The following is a 17,431-nucleotide window of genomic DNA, read 5'->3' as shown; positions in this document are numbered from 1 at the left end:
CGAGATGAACACTCATGCGATCGAGGTCAGGGGACTCACGAAGTCCTTCGGCCGCCGGACAGCCGTGGACGGGGTGTCGTTCGTCGTCCCGCACGGAACGGTCGTCGGGCTGCTCGGCCCCAACGGTGCGGGCAAGTCCACCACGCTGCGGACGATCGTCGGGCTGCTCGCCCCGACGAGCGGCGACTGCCTCATCGACGGTGTGCCCTTCGTCGAGCTCAGCGACCCGGCGACGCGGGTCGGCGTGCACATGGACGGCTTCGGCTTCGAGGGCGGTATCACGGCGAGGCGACACCTGGAGATCTGCCGGATCGCGACCGGCGCGGGGCGCCGACGGGTCGACCAGGTGCTGGAGGAGGTGGGGCTGGCCGCGGACGCGGATCGACGCGTGAAGACCTTTTCGACCGGGATGGCGCAGCGCCTCGGCCTCGCCGCCGCGCTCATCGGCGCGCCTCGTACCCTCATCCTCGATGAGCCGGCGAACGGCCTCGACCCCGACGGCATCCGCTGGCTGCGCGGATTCCTGCGCCGCTACGCCGCCCGCGGAGGAAGCGTGCTCGTCGCGAGCCACCAACTCGCGGAGTTGGAGCAGGTCGTCGACCAGGTCGTCGTCATCAAGCGTCGCGTGCTCTTCACCGGTCCTCTGCACGACCTCGTCGTCGGCGACCACGACTCGCTGGAGAACCGCTACTTCGATCTCGTCGAAGGGGCGTCCGCATGAGGAACGTCGCGCGGAGCGAGGTGCTGAGGTCGGTGAGCGGATCGTCCGTGCTGGCGGTATACCTCGTGGCGGTGCTCATGCCGATCTTCGTTCTCGTCTCCGACGGAACGCGGTTCGATCTCGACGGCCTCGATGCGAGCACGGCGACGGCGAGACTCCTCGAGCCCCTCGCGTGGTGTGCGGTCTCCGCCGCCTTCGTCGGGGCGTACGGAGTCACCCGGGAGTGCTACTACGCATCACTGGGGCGCACGCTCACCAGCGTGGCGTTCGCACGGGTGTTCTGGGGCAAGATCATCGGAGGGGTCGTCGTCGGGGTCGTCATGGTGCTGGGCCTCGTCGCGGTGTGGACGGCGACGGTCGCCGTCGTTCTCGGGCAGAGCGGACTCGCTCTCGCTCCGGATGCCGCGGCGTGGCGCATCTACGCCGGGGCGCTGCTGGGTGCGGTGCTGGGGGCGTCGATCGGCGGGGCGATCGGGTGGATCTTCCGGAACTACTACGCGGCAGCGGCGCTCATCATCGTCGTCCCCCTCGCCCTGGAATCCGCGCTGCTGCGCGCCGCGCCGGAGGTGGCTAGGTTCTCGCCCGGTCTCGCGCTGGCGGCGCTGGGTCTGCCCGGCGGTGAGGGCCGGATGCTCGAGTTCGCTCCCGCGTTGGGCGTCGGCGTCGCATGGGCGGTCGCACTCACGGCTGGGGCGTGGTTCGCGGCGGTCAAGGGGCGCCGATGATCGGACGGGCGCTTCGGATGCAGGCGAACAGTCTCTCGGGAGACATCGTGCTGCTCTGGATGCTGGGTGCGGCGTTCGGGATGTCGCTGCTGATCGCGACGGGTGTGCCGCCGGAGCTGATCGCCGCTCCGGCGAGTGAGAGAGCGGCGCTCGCCGCGCCGCTCGGCACCATCCTGGCGGTGTACGGGGCGGTGCTCGCCTCCGTCTACGGGGCGTTCCGCTACACGGTCGATCGTCGTGACGGCGTGGTCGCGCAGCGCCTGATGCTGCAGCCGCGGCGCGCCGTGCTGATCGGCAGGATCCCCTCGGCGGCGATCGGCGGCATGGCGGTGTCGGCGGCGAGCGTCGTCGGGGGCCACGCGGCGCTCCTCGCCGCAATGGGCGGGATCCCCGTCGAGTGGTCGACCCTGTGCCGGACGCTCGCGCTCGGGGCCGTCGCCGGGGTGTACGGACTCGGTGTGGGGCTCGTCGTCCAGTCCCACCTCCTGGCTCTCTTCATCGCACCGATGTCGCTCGGCGTCGCGCTGCTCGTCGCCACCGTCTGGCCCGAGGGAGCGGCGCACCTCCCGCTCTTCGCGATGCTCGAGGCGCTCGGCTTCGACCTCCGCGCGGTGGGCCTCGCGCCGTCCGACCGGCTGGCGGCACCGGTCGCGGCGCTGCTCGCCGGGGCCTGGGTCGTCATCGGCATCCTCGGCGGCGGCATCCTCTTCCTGGTGCGCGACGTGCGATGAGTCGGTCGCCGGGGGGAGGCCCGCCCGGACACCGGGCAGAGTCCGTCCGGGGTCCGAACCCCGACGTAAGATCGCTGGGTGGCAACCCCCAAGATCGTGCTCTTCTACGTCTTCACCCCGCTCGCCGACCCCGAGGCGGTCAGGGCGTGGCAGCGCGATCTCGGCGAGGCGCTCGGCCTGCGCGGGCGGCTGATCATCTCGAAGGACGGCATCAACGGCACCCTCGGCGGTGATCTGCCGGTGCTGAAGCGGTGGGCACGGTCGTTCCGCTCCTATGCGCCGTTCCGCGACGTCGATCTCAAGTGGAGCGAGGGCACCGGCGTCGACGCCGGCGGCCGCAGCATCGATTTTCCGAAGCTCAGCGTGAGAGTGCGTGACGAGATCGTCTCGTTCGGCGCTCCCGGAGAACTCCGGGTCGACGAGAACGGGGTGGTCGGCGGGGGCACGCGGCTCAGCCCCGAGGGCCTGCACGACCTGGTGGCGGAGCGCGGTGACGAGGTCGTCTTCTTCGACGGCCGCAACGCGCTCGAGGCCCAGATCGGCCGATTCCGCGGCGCGGTCGTCCCCGACACCGATACGACCCGCGACTTCGTGCAGCTGCTGGACTCCGGTGTCTACGACGAGCTCAAGGGCAAGCCGGTCGTCACGTACTGCACGGGCGGCATCCGCTGCGAGGTCCTTTCCGGCCTCATGGCATCCCGCGGATTCGGCGAGGTGTACCAGCTCGAGGGCGGCATCGTCCGCTACGGCGAGAAGTACGGTGACGACGGTCTCTGGGACGGGTCCCTCTACGTGTTCGACAAGCGCGGATCGGTCGACTTCTCCGACCATGCGGCAGTCATCGGCGTCTGCGAAGGGTGCGGCGCCGCGACCAAGCGCACCGCCAACTGCCCCGACCTCTCGTGTCGGACGCAGTCCGTCGTGTGCGAGGCGTGCGACACGGTCCGCTGCGTCGCACACGCCTGACCGACGCCGGTCCGATCTGCCGGACCGACGCCGGTCCGCACGCCTGACCGACGCCGGTCGATCTGACGGGGGAGGGGCGTCAGGCGAGAAGGGGCGCGTCCGACCCTCGCGTCGCGAAGAGCGAGCGAGGGAGGAGGAACGCCCGCACCCGTGCCGGACCTGACGCGCTGCGGCGCAGATCGGCGAGCACCAGGGCGAGCGCGTCGTCGACAACATCCGTCCGCTCGGCGGACGAGCGCGCGTAACTCGCGCGCTCCACGGCATCCGTCAGCACCCGCAGCCCGGCGTCGTCAGCCCTCTTCTCCCGGACGAGGTCGGCGGCGCGCATGCGCGGCGTCTCGGCGTCCGACACGGCGATGCCGAGGTCGAGCATGGTCGCCCGCAGCTCGCCCCAGGCCGCGCCGGCATCGCCGCGCCGTGCCCTGGCGCGCCGTGAGCTCCGCACGAACAAGCGGACGAGGGCGGGAAGCAGCAGCACCACGATCGCGCCCAGCGTGCCGAGCAGCACGGGGGTCGGGTCGAGACGCTCGAGTTGACCGGTGGCTCCGGCGTTGTCGCCGGCGTCGGGTCGCTCGAGCTCGGGACCGGTGGTCTGCTCGACTTCGGGTGCGGCGGACGGCGCGACCGGCGTCGCTCCGGTGCTGCCGCCGCCCGACGTGGAGCCGGCAGCGAAGGCCGTGGGGATGCCGAGGGATGCCGTCGGCTCGAACGGCACCCAGCCGATGCCGGGGAACAGCACCTCGGGCCACGAGTGCAGCTGGTCGCTCGAGACGGAGTACACGTCCTCTTCGCCGCGCTGCGTCGTGGTCAGCGAGCCGGGCAGGTACCCGACGACGATGCGGACCTCCATGCCGAGGCTCTCGGTCATGAGGGCGAACGCCCCGGCGAAGTGGATGCAGTAGCCCGACTTCACATCGAGGAATTGGGCGACGGCGTCGGCTCCGGTGCCGTCGAAGCCCTCCTCGACCGGCGTCTCCAGCGAATACGAGAACTGACTGCGGAACCATGACTGCAGTGCGATGAGGCGGTCGTAGTCGTTCGTCGCGTCGGCGGTGACCTCGGTCGCCGTGTCGGAGATGACGGACGGCAGGTCGACGGCATCCTCGTCGGGGTCGACGACGAGCTCTGCCGCCGGCGTCGCCCTGATCTGCTCCAGCGTCGGATCGACCTCGAGAGAGCGGACGGTGTAGTCGTTGCCGACGGCGTCGGCGCTGCGCGACGCGACCGTGCGGTTCTCCTGGCTCACCCGCCAGGACGAGGGCACACCCTGCAGTTCGGTGGCCGGGTACGGCACCGGCAGCCATGAACTCGACACCCGCAGGACCCGGATCGACGTGCTCTGCTCCTCGACCGCGACCTCGGGGCCCCACTCGTCGGGTCCGAAGCCCTCGTCCTGCGCTGCGAAGCCGCCGCGGTCGGGCTCCCACACCCGGCCGTCGAAATGCGACAGCGTCGTCAGACGCAGGTACGGCGCGGTATCGGCGGTCGTCGCCAGCGTGAGCACCTCGACGGGGTTCGGCTGGCGCAGGTCGTCGCCGAGACGCAGCGACGCGTCGACCGAGACGCCCGTGCCCGTTCCCGCCAGCGCCGTGGACACCGGGAGCACCGGTGCGACGACGACGGTGGTGGCGAGCGCGACCGCGCCCACGCCCGCCGCGACGGCGGTCGAGGTGCGACGGGGTGATTCGGGATGCTGCGCGGCGGTGTAGCGCAGCAGCACGAGCAGCAGGATGCCGAGCATCACGAACCAGACCACGTTGGCGCCGCTCACCGTGACGATCATCGGCATGGCGCCGATGACCGCGGTGAGGAGGAACGCCATCACCGCTCCGCGCTGCGTGACCAGCTGGTCGAGGAGGATCGCGACGACGGCGAATCCGAGGCCCATCACGGACTGCAGGCCGGGTGAGGCCGCGAGCGGCGCGGAGCCGAAGACGATCTCCTCGCCGGCCGCACCCGCCAGGGTCCGGAAGGTGAGGATCGTCGCGTCGGTGGGGATGAGTCCGAACGCGGCGGTGTCGCCCGCGACGAGCTGCGTGAGCGCACCGACAGCCACGCCGAGCTGAGCGGACAGGGTGACGAGATCGCGCACCCACGCCGCGCGGTACCTGAGGAGCGTGCGGACGACGACCCCGGTGAGGGCGGTCAGTGCGATGAGCACCAGCACCGTCGCCGACCAGGCGCCCGGCTGGATCACCGACGTGAACGGCCACATCGCGACGAGGCCGGCCGCCGCGGCGAGCACCGACGGCGCCACTGTGCCGGCAGGGGCCTCCCGGTCGCGGTGCCAGGCGGGCGTCGATCCGAGCTCAGCCCGTGCCATCGCGTGACCCTTCCTGTTCGACGGGAGCCGAGCCGAGCCGATCGGGCAACGCGTCCTCCCAGGCCTCGGCGATGTCGTCGCCGAGCGTTGCCACACGCCATCCGTGCGGAGCGGCCGCCTCGGCCACTCCGCTGTGCGGCGCGGTGGCGAAGAGCATCGGCGCGGCGGCTCCGGCCGGCCGCAGCAGCGCGGCATCCTCTTCGTCGATCTCTCCGGTGATGTACACGAGGGGCCCCGGCGGAGTGCCGCCGACGAGTGCCGCGATGTCGCGAGAGTCGCCGCGGGGCGTGACGAGCGCCAGTGCGACCAGCAGTCCGTCACGGTCGTCCTCGTGGCCGCGCAGGGTGCCGAGCAGGACTCCGGCGCTGTCGATCACGTCGACCCCGTATCCCTCGTGCATGAGGTGCACGGCGGCGGATGCGCAGAGCGAGACCGCGGCCTCGAACGACGGGTCGGAGTCGTCGCCCCTCTTCCAGCGCGCGGCGCTCCGGTCGAGCACGACGAGCGCATCGGGGCTCGATTCCTCCTCCTCCTGCCGCACCATGAGCTGGCCGCGATGCGCGGTCGCACGCCAATGGATCCGGCGCATGGAGTCGCCGGGGATGTAGCGGCGGGGCGAGAGGTTGTCGCTGCCCTGGCCGAGCCGGCTCGACGAGGTCTGCGCGGTGCCGCCGGCCGCGCCGACCTTCACCGCGAGCGGAGCGAGCGTGAACACCTCGGGCACCACGGTGACCGTGCGCGCCTCGCCGAAAGCCTGCTCGCGCTGCGCGAGTCCGAAGGGGTCGACCGTGCGGAGCACGAGCGGGCCGATCGGCCACACTCCTCGTCGCACCCCGGTGAGGAGGTAGGTCAGCTGACCGGACTCGGGCGGATACTCACCCGCTGCGTCGCCCGACACCGCGTCAGGGACCACGTCGCGCCAGAGCCCGCGGGGCGCGCGCAGCGCGCGGAGGGCGAAGCGCAGGGTCACGCGCGAGGTCTCCGACACGGTGATGAGGTCGGTCGACACCTGTCTGGTGACCGAACCCGACCGGCGGGGAACCCGCACGGCGAGCACTGCGCACACGGTCAGCACGATCAGCAGGAGGCCGATGTACAGCAGGATGGGCGCACCCAGCATGTTCGCGGCGACCACGCAGCCGAGACCGGTGAGGAGCGCACCGATGCCACGAAGCGTGAGCATCCGGCGGCGAGGCATGGGGGATCCGGGTCAGGCGCGGGTGGCCACGGGAACGCGGACGCGGTCGACGATCTGCCGCAGTGCCGCTTCCACCGGTTGCGCGCCGGCGCGGTGCGCGCCGCGCGCGGGGAGGAGCCTGTGGGCCAGCACCGGTATCAGCAGCGCGGTCACGTCGTCGGGGATCACGAAGTCGCGGCCGTCGAGAGCCGCCCACACCTTCGCCGCCCTGATGAGCTGCAGCGTCGCACGCGGGCTGGCACCCAGGTGCAGGCTGGGGTCGACGCGGGTGGCCTGCGCGAGGGCGACGGTGTACTCCTCGATGGCCGGGGCGACGTGCACCGATCGAGCCCACGCGATGAGCGCGGCGATCGAGCGGGTGTCGGCGACGGCGGTCACCGAGGCGAGCGGATTGACGATGTCGCGCTGCCGCAGCATCTCGGCCTCGGCGGCGGCGTCCGGGTACCCCATCGAGATGCGCATCATGAAGCGGTCCCGCTGCGCCTCGGGGAGCGCGTACGTGCCCTCCATCTCGAGCGGGTTCTGCGTCGCGACGACGAGGAACGGATCGGGCAGCGGATGGGTCGAGCCGTCGACCGTGACCTGGCCCTCCTCCATCGCCTCGAGGAGCGCGGACTGCGTCTTCGGGGAGGAGCGGTTGATCTCGTCGGCGATCACGATGTTGGCGAACACCGCGCCGCGCTTGAACTCGAACTCGCGGTCGACCGGGTTGTACACGCTGACACCGGTGACGTCGCCGGGGAGGAGGTCGGGAGTGAACTGGATGCGCCGCACGGTCGCGTCGACGCTCGCGGCCAGCGCCTTGGCGAGCACGGTCTTGCCGACCCCCGGCACGTCTTCGATCAGCAGGTGCCCTTCGGCGAGCAGGCAGACCAGAGCGCTGCGGACCGCGTCGGGTTTGCCGTCGATGACCCGACCGATCGAGCCGACGATGGCCGAGGTCTGCGCGGCGAATGCCGGGGCGTCGATGACCGTCGGGCTCGGGGGCGGGTTGTCTGGCATGCGTTCCCTCTCGCGTCGGCGCTGCGGTGCGGTGCGCGTGAACCGATCGTAACCCGCGCGGCTGGGGACCGGCTCCGCATCGGTTAGACTGATCAACGGCTCTCCGCGTGGCGGCATCCAGGCCAATTCCCCCAGGGCGGAAACGCAGCAAGGGTAACCGGGCTCTGCTGGGTGCGCGGAGGGTCACTTTCTTTTTGTCAGCGTCCTCCTGGGCGGTCCTGTCAGGATCGAGACGTGACGAGGCCAGACGTGACCAGCACCGCCGAATCCCCTCGACGCCATGCGCTCGGACGCTTCGCATCGCCGATCCTCCTCCTCGCCGCGATGTGGGTCGTGCAGTTCGCAGACGCCGTGCTGCCTGGATCGTTCACAGGTCTCGGCCTGCGCTCGTGGGACCCGGAGGGCCTGGTCGGAGTCTTCCTCGGCCCGCTGCTGCACGCGAACTGGCAGCATCTCACCGCCAACTCGGTGCCGTTCCTCGTGCTCGGCTGCCTCGTCGCGGTCGAGGGCGCCCGGCGGTTCTGGGCCGTGACGGCCTTCGCCGCGATCATCGGGGGAGCGGGCACCTGGCTGCTGAACACCCCGGGCACGCTGACGGTCGGCGCTTCCGGTCTCGTGTTCGGGTACTTCGGGTACACCGTCCTGCGCGTGTTCGCGCCGGGGCGCGTGTCGCACCGCATCCTCTACGCCGTCATCGCCGTCGTCGTGATCGGGCTCTACGGGGGCTCCATGCTCGCGGGTGTCGTCGAAGTGCGCGAGGGCATCTCCTGGCAGGCTCACCTGTTCGGCGCGATCGGTGGAGGTCTCGCCGCGTTCGTCGGACGCGGGGCGAGCCGCTCCGGCACCGGTCCCCGCAGCGGGCGCGGGCGCCCATGACCCCCACCGCACGTCGTCGCCCACCGACGCGTCGGCCGGCATCCCGACGGCGTCGCCCCGGTGGCCGGCGTCGGCTGAGCCCACGACGCCGGGCAGAGCGCAGGATGCGGCGCCGGCGCCTCGTGCGACGGATCGGCCTCTCCGTCGCCGGGGTCATCGCGGTCGTGCTCGCCGCCGTGCTCATCCCGCTCGGCCTCGCGCACGAGAAGCCGGTCGCGATCTGCCTCGGCGATCCGACGACGTATCCGCAGGCGGGCATCGCGGGCTGGCAGGGCGAGCAGCTCGAGAACGCCGCCGTCATCATGCAGACGGCGACCGCGCTGGGCTTCGGCCGCGACGGTCAGGTGCTGGGCGTGATGACGGCGATGGGTGAGAGCAGCCTGCGCAACATCGACTACGGCGACTGGGAGACGAGCGGGTTCACGAACCCCGACGGCAGCAGGACCACGAGCATCGGCCTGTTCCAGCAGCAGGAGTGGTGGGGGACTGCCGAACAGCGCATGGACCCGGCCACGGCGGCGACGCTCTTCTACCAGCGCCTCTCCCGCGTGCCCGACTGGCAGACGATGGACCCCTCGCTCGCGATCCATCGGGTGCAGATCAATCTCGACCCGACGTATTACACGCGCTACACCGAGGATGCCGCGGCGGTCGTCGACGCGATGTCGCGGCCCTGCTGATCCGCCCGCACCCAGGCTGCGAAGAGGGAGGTGCGCCTAGGCTGGAGCCGTGGCGCAGAGCATCTACATCACTTCGGCCGAAGGCCATACCGGGAAGTCCACGATCGCCCTCGGCGTGCTCGATGCGCTCATGCGCGTCACACCGCGCGTCGGCGTCTTCCGGCCGATCGCGCGGTCGGTCACCGAACGCGACGACGTGCTCGAGCTGCTGCTCGCCCACGACGGCGTGCAGCTCGACTACGACGACTGCATCGGCGTGACCTACGACGATGTCCGCGACGATCCCGATCGGGCGCTCTCGACCATCGTCGCCCGCTTCAAGGCCGTCGAGGCGCAGTGCGACGCGGTCGTCATCATCGGCAGCGATTACACCGATGTCGCGAGCCCCGCCGAGCTCGGCTACAACGCGAGGATCGCCGCGAACCTGGCGGCCCCCGTGCTGCTCGTGCTCAGCGGGCGCGATCAGCAGCGTCAGGCCGAGCAGCTGGGCACGACCACCGCTCGCACCCCGGCCGCGGTCGGCCAGATCGGCGCGCTCGCCCTGTCGGAACTCGAGGCGGAGCGGGCCGAGCTGTTCGCGATCGCCGTCAACCGCGCCGACCCCGACCACCTCGGCGACATCGAGCAGGCGGTCGCCGCGCTGCGCCCTGCGCGGACCACGCCGGTCTGGGCGATCCCCGAGGACCGCACTCTCGTCGCGCCCTCGATCCGCGGCATCCTCTCCGCCGTCGACGGTCGCCTCATCAAGGGCGACCCCGACCGTCTCGGTCGCGAGGCCCTGACCATCGTGGTCGCCGGCATGTCGATGGTGAACGTGCTGCCGCGGCTGACCGAGGAGGCCGTCGTCGTCATCCCCGCCGACCGCACCGAGGTGCTGCTCGCGACGCTGCTCGCCGACGCTTCCGGCACGTTCCCGCGCGTCGCGGGCATCATCCTCAACGGCCCGTTCCCGCTGCCCGACCCGATCGTGCAGCTGCTCGACGGCTTCACCTCCACCGTGCCGATCATCGCCACCGACCTCGGCACGTACGACACCGCTGTACGGGTGATGGGCGCGCGCGGACGCATCTCGCCCGAGTCCCGCGGCCGCTACGACCGGGCGCTCGGCCTGTTCCAGACCCACGTCGACATCGCCGAGCTCACCACGCAGCTCGGCCTCGCCGAGTCGAAGGTCGTCACGCCGCTCATGTTCGAGTACGGGCTGATCGAGCGGGCGAGGGCCGACCGCCGACGCATCGTGCTCCCGGAGGGCGACGACGACCGCATCCTGCGCGCGGCCGCGACGCTGCTGGCGCGCGAAGTGGCCGACCTCACGATCCTCGGCGACGAGGGGGCGGTGCGGGCGCGGGCGATCGAGCTCGGCGTCGACATCGACGCGGCGCAGGTGCTCAGCCCCACCGACCCTGAGCACGTCGAGCGCTTCGCGGAGGAGTACGCGAGGCTGCGCGCGCACAAGGGCATCACGCTCGCGCAGGCCGCCGACACCGTGACGGACGTGTCGTATTTCGGCACGATGATGGTGCACCTCGGCCTCGCCGACGGCATGGTCTCGGGGGCGGCGCACACGACGGCGCACACCATCCGCCCCTCCTTCGAGATCATCAAGACCAAGCCGGGCGTGCAGGTCGTCTCCAGCGTCTTCCTGATGGCCCTCGCCGACCGCGTCCTCGTCTACGGCGACTGCGCCGTCATCCCCGACCCGACCAGCGAGCAGCTCGCCGACATCGCGATCTCTTCGGCCGCCACGGCTCGTCAGTTCGGCATCGACCCGCGCATCGCGATGCTCTCCTACTCCACGGGGGAGTCCGGGTCAGGTGCCGACGTCGACAAGGTGCGCCAGGCCACGGCGCTCGTGCACGAGCGGGCGCCGGAGCTGCTCGTCGAAGGGCCGATCCAGTACGACGCGGCGGCCGACGCGGCGGTCGCGAAGGCCAAACTCCCCGATTCGGCCGTGGCCGGACGCGCGACGGTGTTCGTGTTCCCCGACCTCAACACGGGCAACAACACCTACAAGGCCGTGCAGCGCTCCGCCGGCGCAGTGGCGATCGGACCCGTGCTGCAGGGGCTCAACAAGCCGATCAACGATCTGTCGCGGGGCGCTCTCGTCGACGACATCGTGAACACCGTCGCGATCACCGCGATCCAGGCGCAGGGGGCGGACGCGTGACCACCATCCTCGTCATCAACAGCGGCTCGTCGTCGCTGAAGTACAGCCTCATCGACATCGAGGATGAGACAGAGCTCGCAACCGGCCTCATCGAGCGGATCGGGCAGGACGTCAGCGCCATCGCGCACACCGTGCGCCCGGATGCCGGGGGCGACGCTGCCGTGACGATGCTCGACGCGACGTACGAGAGCGAGCGTGCCGTCGCCGACCACGACGAGGCGTTCCGGGTGATGCTCGAGCAGTTCGCCGAGCACGGACCCTCGCTCGACGAGCATCCGCCCGCGGCTGTCGGCCATCGCGTCGTGCACGGGGGAGCCCGGTTCTACGCGCCGACCCTCGTCACCCCGAACGTGGAGGACCAGATCGAGGAGCTGGCGGTGCTCGCGCCGTTGCACAACCCGGCCAATCTCGCCGGCATCCGGGCGGCGAAGGCCGTCTTCGCGGACGTTCCGCACGTCGCGGTGTTCGACACCGCCTTCCACCAGACCCTGCCCCCAGCCGCGTACACCTACGCGATCGATGCCGAGCTCGCCGCTCAGCACCGGGTGCGTCGCTACGGGTTCCATGGGACGAGCCACCAGTACGTCAGCGAGGCGGCGGCCGCCTATCTCGAGCGCGACCTCGGCTCGCTGCGGCAGCTGGTGTTCCACCTCGGCAACGGGGCGTCGGTCACGGCGATCGACGGAGGTCGCTCGGTCGAGACGTCGATGGGCCTCACCCCGCTGGAGGGCCTCGTCATGGGCACCCGCTCGGGTGACCTCGACCCCGCCGCGCTCGTGCACCTCTCGCGCCGGGCCGGCTATTCGATCGACGACCTCGACGCGCTGCTGAACACCCGCAGCGGTCTCAAGGGCCTCGCCGGACGCAGCGACATGCGCGACATCCTCGCCGGACGCGACGAGGGGGATGCCGCGGCCACCCTGGCCTTCGACGTGTACATCCACCGCCTGCGCGGGTACGCCGGCGCCTACATCGCCCAGCTCGGCGGGGTCGACGTGATCTCGTTCACCGCGGGGGTGGGCGAGAACGCCGCCGCCGTGCGTGAGGAGGCCATGGCGACGCTCGGATTCGCGGGCGTGGAGATCGATCACGGGCGCAACGTCGAGCGACGCGCGGGCATCAGGCGCATCTCGACCGATGCCTCGTCGGTGACCGTCCTCGTCGTCCCGACCGACGAGGAGCTCGAGATCGCCAGACAGACCTCACGGATGCTGTGACACGACACCCGCTCGAGGGGTGACCGGCGGCCCCGTGCGGCACTACGCTTGCACAGTGGCACGGAGAGGTGCCGGAACCCTCGTCCTTCTCCTGGAGGCCCCTGTGCCCGACGCACTGCCCGACCTGCTCCGCGCCGACGGCGTGCTGTTCGACCTCGACGGCGTACTCACTCCGACCGCCGAGGTGCACATGCGCGCCTGGAAGGTCGTCTTCGACGAGGTGTTCGAGCGCTGGGGGCTGACCCCCTCGTACACCGACGCCGACTACTTCGACTACGTCGACGGCAAGAAGCGCTACGACGGCGTCGCGAGCCTGCTGCACAGCCGCAACGTCGAGGTGCCGTGGGGCGAGGTCGACGACCCGCCCGAGGCCGAGACGATCTGCGGCATCGGCAATCGCAAGAACGCCGCCTTCGCCGCATCGCTGCGCGCCGAGGGCATCGCGCCGTTCCCCGGGTCGCTGGCCCTCGTCGAGAAGCTCGCGGCCGCGGGCGTCCCGATCGGCGTCGTCTCCAGTTCCAAGAACGCCGAAGAGGTGCTCGCCGCGGCCGGCATCCGCTCGTTCTTCCCCGTCGTCGTCGACGGTGTCGTCGCCGAGCGCGAGGGTCTCGCCTCGAAGCCCGCTGCCGACATGTTCCGCGCTGGCGCCGATGCGCTGGGCGTCGACCCGGCGACGAGTGTCGCCGTGGAGGATGCGACCTCCGGCGCCGCATCCGCCGCCGCCGCCGGTTTCGCGACCGTCGTCGGGGTCGACCGCGGCACCGGCGCCGACGCGCTGCGCGCCGCCGGTGCGACCGTCGTCGTCACCGACCTCGACGCCTTCCTGAGTCCCTCCGACTCTTCCGCCGAGAACCCGAACGACTCCGACTCCGAGGAGACCGCATGATCGACCGCGACCGCTTCCCCGTCGACCCCTGGCGGCTCGTCGAGACCCGCTATTCCGAGAGCGGTGTCGGTGAGACGCTGTTCAGTGTCGGCAACGGATATCTCGGCCTGCGCGGCAACCACATCGAGGGCCGCGGCGCGCACGAGCACGGCACGTTCGTGAACGGCCTGCACGAGACCTGGCCGATCCGGCACGCCGAGCAGGCGTACGGGTTCGCCGAGGTGGGGCAGACCATCGTCAACGCGCCGGACGCGAAGGTCATGCGCGTCTACGTCGACGATGAGCCGATCTCGTTCGACGTGGCCGACGTGCGCGACTACCGCCGCACCCTCGACATGCGCACGGGCGTGCTCGAGCGCGTCGTCGTCTGGGAGACGCCGTCCGGCAAGCGCGTGCGCATGCGCGACGAGCGCATCGTCAGCTTCGAGGAGCGCCACCTCGCGATCCTCCGCCTCGAGGTCGTCGTCGAGAACTCCGACGCCCCGGTCACGATCAGCTGCCAGCTGCTGAACCGTCAGGACGGCGCCGGCGTCTATGCCGGGACGCCGGCGGAGGCGAAGGGCGGTTTCGACCCGCGCAAGGCGGAGAAGATCGCCGAGCGCGTGCTCGAGCCCGCCGAGCACTGGCAGGACGGACTCCGCTCCGCGCTGTCGTACTCGGTCGCCGCATCCGGCATGACCGTCGCGGTCGTCGCCGACCACATCGTCGAGACCGACAACGAGTACACGTCGCGCACGCTCATCGACCCGGACATCTCGAAGAACGTCTTCCGCGTGCAGGCGAAGGCCGGGGTGCCGATCACGATCACCAAGCTCGTGAGCTACCACACGTCGCGCGGCGTGCCCGCTCGCGAGCTCGTCGACCGCTGCCGTCGGTCGCTGGACCGGGCGATGGCCGAGGGCGTCGAGTCGCGGTTCGTCCGCCAGGCCGAATGGCTCGCGGCGTTCTGGGATCGCAGCGACGTGCAGATCGGCGGACGCGACGACATCCAGCAGGCGACGCGCTGGTGCCTGTTCCAGCTCGCGCAGGCCTCCGCCCGCGCTGACGGCAACGGCGTCCCGGCGAAGGGTCTCACCGGATCGGGCTACAGCGGTCACTACTTCTGGGACACCGAGATCTACGTGCTGCCGTTCCTCACCTACACGTCGCCGCAGTGGGCGCGCAACGCGCTGCGAGCGCGGGTGCACATGCTCCCCGCCGCACGGAAGCGCGCCGCCCAGCTGAACGAGGCAGGCGCGCTGTTCCCCTGGCGCACGATCAACGGCGAAGAGGCGTCGGCGTATTACGCCGCCGGCACCGCGCAGTACCACATCAACGCCGACGTCAGCTTCGCCCTCGGCAAGTACGTCCGCGCGACGGGCGACGAGGACTTCCTGCGCCGTGAGGGCATCGACGTCGCGATCGAGACCGCGCGGCTGTGGGCGACGCTCGGCTTCTGGCGCACCTCGCAGGCGGTGCCGGGCACCTCGGGGGAGGACGGCGTGGACACCTTCCACATCCACGGCGTCACCGGCCCGGACGAGTACACCACGGTCGTGAACGACAACCTCTACACGAACGTCATGGCCCGCTACAACCTGCGCTACGCGGCGCGGGTCGTCCGCGAGGCGCAGGAGGCCGACGGCGAGGAGTTCGCCAGGGTCGTCGAGCGGACGGGACTCGGCGAGGGCGAGGCCGACGGCTGGGAGCGCGCGGCCGACGCCATGTTCATCCCGTACAGCGAGGCCCTCGGCATCCATCCGCAGGACTCCCTCTTCCTCGAGCGGGAGGTCTGGGACCTCGCGCACACGCCGTCGGACCAGCGTCCGCTGCTGCTGCACTTCCACCCCCTGGTGATCTACCGGTTCCAGGTGCTCAAGCAGGCCGACGTGGTGCTCGCGCTGTTCCTGCAGGGCAACCACTTCACGCCGGAGGAGAAGAAGGCCGACTTCGACTACTACGATCCGCTGACGACGGGCGACTCGACGCTGTCGGCCGTGGTGCAGTCGATCCTCGCGGCGGAGGTCGGCTACCAGGACCTCGCGCTGCAGTACTTCGAGCAGTCGCTGTTCGTCGACCTGCACGATCTGCACCACAACGCGTCGGACGGCGTGCACGTGGCCTCGGCGGGCGGTGTGTGGACGGCGCTCGTGTGCGGCTTCGGCGGCATGCGCGATTGGGCGGGCGAGCTCAGCTTCGACCCGCGGCTGCCGGCCGACTGGCCGTCGCTGTCGTTCCCGCTGCAGTGGCAGGGATCCGCGCTGCAGGTCACGCTCACCGCAGACGAGCTGCGGGTGCACGTGCGCTCGGGTGACCCGGTGCCGTTCTCGGTGCGCGACGTCGCTTATGTCGCGACGGTCGGCGACGATGCCATCGTGCCGCTCACCGACCAGGGTCCGCTGCTCCCCGGGCGGCCGACGCTGCGTCAGTTCGCCAATGCGGTGCGGGAGGACGGCACCCTGCTGTCGGCGTCGGTGCCGGTCATCACGACGGCCATCCCGGTGATCGACTCCCCGGACTGACCCGCCGGCGCTGCCGCCCCTCCCGTCTCGAGCCACCCTCTCGTGTCGAGCCACCCGCTGCGTACGGTGCGCAACGGGGTGGCTCGCGCGAGGAGGGGTGGCTCGGCGACGGCGGGCGGGACGCGCGGATGCCGACGGCGAGGGCTGCCTCGATGTCGGCGGCACGCCGTAGGCTGTTCTGGTGACCACAGCCCTCTACCGCCGCTACCGCCCCGAGTCGTTCGGCGAGATGATCGGGCAGTCTCAGGTCACCGAGCCGCTGATGACCGCTCTGCGCGGTGACCGCGTCGGCCACGCCTACCTGTTCTCGGGCCCGCGCGGCTGCGGCAAGACCACATCCGCCCGCATCCTCGCCCGGTGCCTGAACTGCGCCGAGGGGCCGACCGACGTGCCGTGCGGCACCTGCCCGAGCTGCGTCGAACTCTCACGCGCCGGAGGCGGGTCGCTCGACGTGGTCGAGATCGACGCAGCGAGCCACAACGGCGTCGACGACGCCCGCGACCTGCGCGAGCGCGCGACGTTCGCCCCGAGCCGCGACCGCTACAAGATCTTCATCCTCGACGAGGCCCACATGGTCACGCCGCAGGGATTCAATGCGCTGCTCAAGCTCGTCGAAGAGCCCCCCGAGCATGTGAAGTTCATCTTCGCGACGACCGAGCCCGAGAAGGTGCTCGGTACGATCCGCTCCCGCACGCATCACTACCCGTTCCGACTTGTGCCGCCCGCGGCGATGCTCGAGTACGTCGAGAAACTGTGCGGCGAAGAAGGCGTCGTCGTCGAGAAGGGCGTGCTTCCGCTCGTCGTCCGCGCGGGTGGCGGGTCGCCGCGTGACACGCTGTCACTGCTCGACCAGCTCATCGCCGGCTCTGACTCGCCGGCGGGATCCGAGACCGTGACCGTCGCCTACGAACGCGCTGTCGCTCTGCTCGGCTACACCCACGCGACCCTGCTCGACGAGATCGTCGACGCCCTCGCCGCGGGCGACGCCGCAGCCGCGTTCCCCGCGATCGATCGTGTCGTGCAGACGGGGCAGGACCCACGGCGCTTCGTCGACGACCTGCTCGAACGCCTGCGCGACCTCATCGTGATCGCCGCGGTGGGCGCGGGTGCCTCCGCGGTGCTCCGCGGGATCGCCGAGGACGAACTCGCCCGCATGCGCTCGCAGGCCGAGGCCTTCGGGTCGTCTCGCCTCTCGCGCACGGCCGACGTCGTCAGCGCCGCCCTCGACGACATGTCGGGCGCGACATCGCCGCGCCTCCACCTCGAACTGATGGTCGCCAGGGTCCTGGCGGGTGCCTCGGATGCCGGAGCCGCCGCGCCGTCCGCACAACCCCGAGCGACGGCATCCGCGCCCGCACCGCGCGCGAGTGCGGCTGCTCCTTCGACAGCTGCTCCGCCGGCAGCTGCCGCTCCCGCCGAGCGAGGCGCTGCCGCGCCC

General features: G+C 71.2%; 14 protein-coding genes and 1 other RNA gene. 12 read left to right on the top strand and 3 right to left on the bottom strand.

Translation table 11 applies throughout. From position 1 onward, the window contains the following. Positions 1-4 precede the first annotated feature (4 nt). The 4 genes from FSY98_RS03865 to FSY98_RS03850 all read left to right on the top strand — a co-directional run bounded on the left by FSY98_RS03865 (position 5) and on the right by FSY98_RS03850 (position 3,143). A complete protein-coding gene (locus FSY98_RS03865; RefSeq protein WP_144874135.1) occupies positions 5-721 on the top strand; it encodes an ATP-binding cassette domain-containing protein in 717 nt (238 codons plus the stop codon). Further along, the gene (locus FSY98_RS03860) at positions 718-1,446 is read left to right on the top strand and encodes an ABC transporter permease (protein WP_144874133.1); all 729 of its coding nucleotides are present in this window, start codon (positions 718-720) and stop codon (positions 1,444-1,446) included. The genes FSY98_RS03865 and FSY98_RS03860 overlap by 4 nt, the downstream gene beginning before the upstream one ends. Next, positions 1,443-2,177 carry a hypothetical protein gene (locus tag FSY98_RS03855; RefSeq protein WP_144874131.1) on the top strand — a complete coding sequence of 245 codons (735 nt, stop codon included), beginning with the start codon at positions 1,443-1,445 and terminating at the stop codon, positions 2,175-2,177. Before FSY98_RS03860 ends, FSY98_RS03855 begins: the two co-directional genes overlap by 4 nt. A 78-nt stretch (positions 2,178-2,255) precedes the next feature. Next, the gene (locus FSY98_RS03850; RefSeq protein ID WP_144874129.1) at positions 2,256-3,143 is read left to right on the top strand and encodes a rhodanese-related sulfurtransferase; all 888 of its coding nucleotides are present in this window, start codon (positions 2,256-2,258) and stop codon (positions 3,141-3,143) included. 79 nt (positions 3,144-3,222) lie between these two features. On the opposite strand, the gene FSY98_RS03845 is transcribed toward FSY98_RS03850, so the two are convergent. Genes FSY98_RS03845 through FSY98_RS03835 form a run of 3 tightly spaced genes read right to left on the bottom strand, consistent with a single transcriptional unit; the run spans position 3,223 to position 7,666 of the window. Beyond that, positions 3,223-5,466 (bottom strand): DUF3488 and transglutaminase-like domain-containing protein, encoded by a 2,244-nt coding sequence (locus FSY98_RS03845; protein ID WP_144874127.1) that lies wholly within the window; start codon positions 5,464-5,466, stop codon positions 3,223-3,225. Continuing rightward, complete coding sequence (locus FSY98_RS03840; RefSeq protein WP_144874125.1) at positions 5,453-6,664, bottom strand: DUF58 domain-containing protein; 1,212 nt, start codon at positions 6,662-6,664, stop codon at positions 5,453-5,455. The genes FSY98_RS03845 and FSY98_RS03840 overlap by 14 nt, the downstream gene beginning before the upstream one ends. A 12-nt stretch (positions 6,665-6,676) precedes the next feature. Beyond that, entirely contained in the window at positions 6,677-7,666 is a 990-nt protein-coding gene (locus FSY98_RS03835; RefSeq protein WP_144874123.1) for a MoxR family ATPase, read from the bottom strand. A gap of 94 nt (positions 7,667-7,760) precedes the next feature. On the opposite strand from FSY98_RS03835, the gene ffs reads away from it, so the two are divergent. The 8 genes from ffs to FSY98_RS03795 form a co-directional block, all read left to right on the top strand. Further along, positions 7,761-7,857, top strand: an RNA gene (gene ffs, locus FSY98_RS03830) — signal recognition particle sRNA small type. Between the two features lie 43 nt (positions 7,858-7,900). Further along, on the top strand, positions 7,901-8,542 hold the full coding sequence (locus FSY98_RS03825; protein ID WP_260857256.1) for a rhomboid family intramembrane serine protease: 642 nt from the start codon (positions 7,901-7,903) through the stop codon (positions 8,540-8,542). Between the two features lie 104 nt (positions 8,543-8,646). After that, complete coding sequence (locus FSY98_RS03820; RefSeq protein WP_144874121.1) at positions 8,647-9,222, top strand: hypothetical protein; 576 nt, start codon at positions 8,647-8,649, stop codon at positions 9,220-9,222. Positions 9,223-9,271: 49 nt separating this feature from the next. After that, positions 9,272-11,389, top strand: coding sequence for a phosphate acetyltransferase (pta, locus tag FSY98_RS03815; protein ID WP_144874120.1), 2,118 nt, complete (start codon positions 9,272-9,274; stop codon positions 11,387-11,389). Next, positions 11,386-12,606 (top strand): acetate/propionate family kinase, encoded by a 1,221-nt coding sequence (locus tag FSY98_RS03810; protein ID WP_144874118.1) that lies wholly within the window; start codon positions 11,386-11,388, stop codon positions 12,604-12,606. Before pta ends, FSY98_RS03810 begins: the two co-directional genes overlap by 4 nt. A 55-nt stretch (positions 12,607-12,661) precedes the next feature. Continuing rightward, positions 12,662-13,492 carry an HAD family hydrolase gene (locus FSY98_RS03805; protein WP_396652319.1) on the top strand — a complete coding sequence of 277 codons (831 nt, stop codon included), beginning with the start codon at positions 12,662-12,664 and terminating at the stop codon, positions 13,490-13,492. Next, a complete protein-coding gene (locus FSY98_RS03800) occupies positions 13,489-15,993 on the top strand; it encodes a glycoside hydrolase family 65 protein (RefSeq protein WP_144874116.1) in 2,505 nt (834 codons plus the stop codon). Before FSY98_RS03805 ends, FSY98_RS03800 begins: the two co-directional genes overlap by 4 nt. A gap of 181 nt (positions 15,994-16,174) precedes the next feature. After that, positions 16,175-17,431, top strand: a 1,257-nt coding sequence (locus FSY98_RS03795; protein ID WP_186307533.1) for a DNA polymerase III subunit gamma and tau, incomplete at its 3' end; no start/stop codon positions are given.

The sequence above is a fragment of the Microbacterium sp. 1.5R genome, assembly GCF_007667425.1.
Lineage (GTDB): Bacteria > Actinomycetota > Actinomycetes > Actinomycetales > Microbacteriaceae > Microbacterium.
The sequence above is the reverse complement of the archived record's forward strand: the minus strand, read 5'-3'. Positions and strand labels throughout refer to the sequence as shown.

Excerpts from the sequence above, each read along its gene's own strand:
- FSY98_RS03855 (WP_144874131.1), top strand. The coding sequence starts at position 1,443 with ATGATCGGACGGGCGCTTCGGATGCAGGCGAACAGTCTCTCGGGAGAC.
- FSY98_RS03800 (WP_144874116.1), top strand. The coding sequence starts at position 13,489 with ATGATCGACCGCGACCGCTTCCCCGTCGACCCCTGGCGGCTCGTCGAG.
- FSY98_RS03840 (WP_144874125.1), bottom strand. The coding sequence starts at position 6,664 with ATGCCTCGCCGCCGGATGCTCACGCTTCGTGGCATCGGTGCGCTCCTC.
- FSY98_RS03820 (WP_144874121.1), top strand. The coding sequence starts at position 8,647 with ATGCGGCGCCGGCGCCTCGTGCGACGGATCGGCCTCTCCGTCGCCGGG.
- FSY98_RS03835 (WP_144874123.1), bottom strand. The coding sequence starts at position 7,666 with ATGCCAGACAACCCGCCCCCGAGCCCGACGGTCATCGACGCCCCGGCA.
- FSY98_RS03860 (WP_144874133.1), top strand. The coding sequence starts at position 718 with ATGAGGAACGTCGCGCGGAGCGAGGTGCTGAGGTCGGTGAGCGGATCG.
- FSY98_RS03845 (WP_144874127.1), bottom strand. The coding sequence starts at position 5,466 with ATGGCACGGGCTGAGCTCGGATCGACGCCCGCCTGGCACCGCGACCGG.
- FSY98_RS03865 (WP_144874135.1), top strand. The coding sequence starts at position 5 with ATGAACACTCATGCGATCGAGGTCAGGGGACTCACGAAGTCCTTCGGC.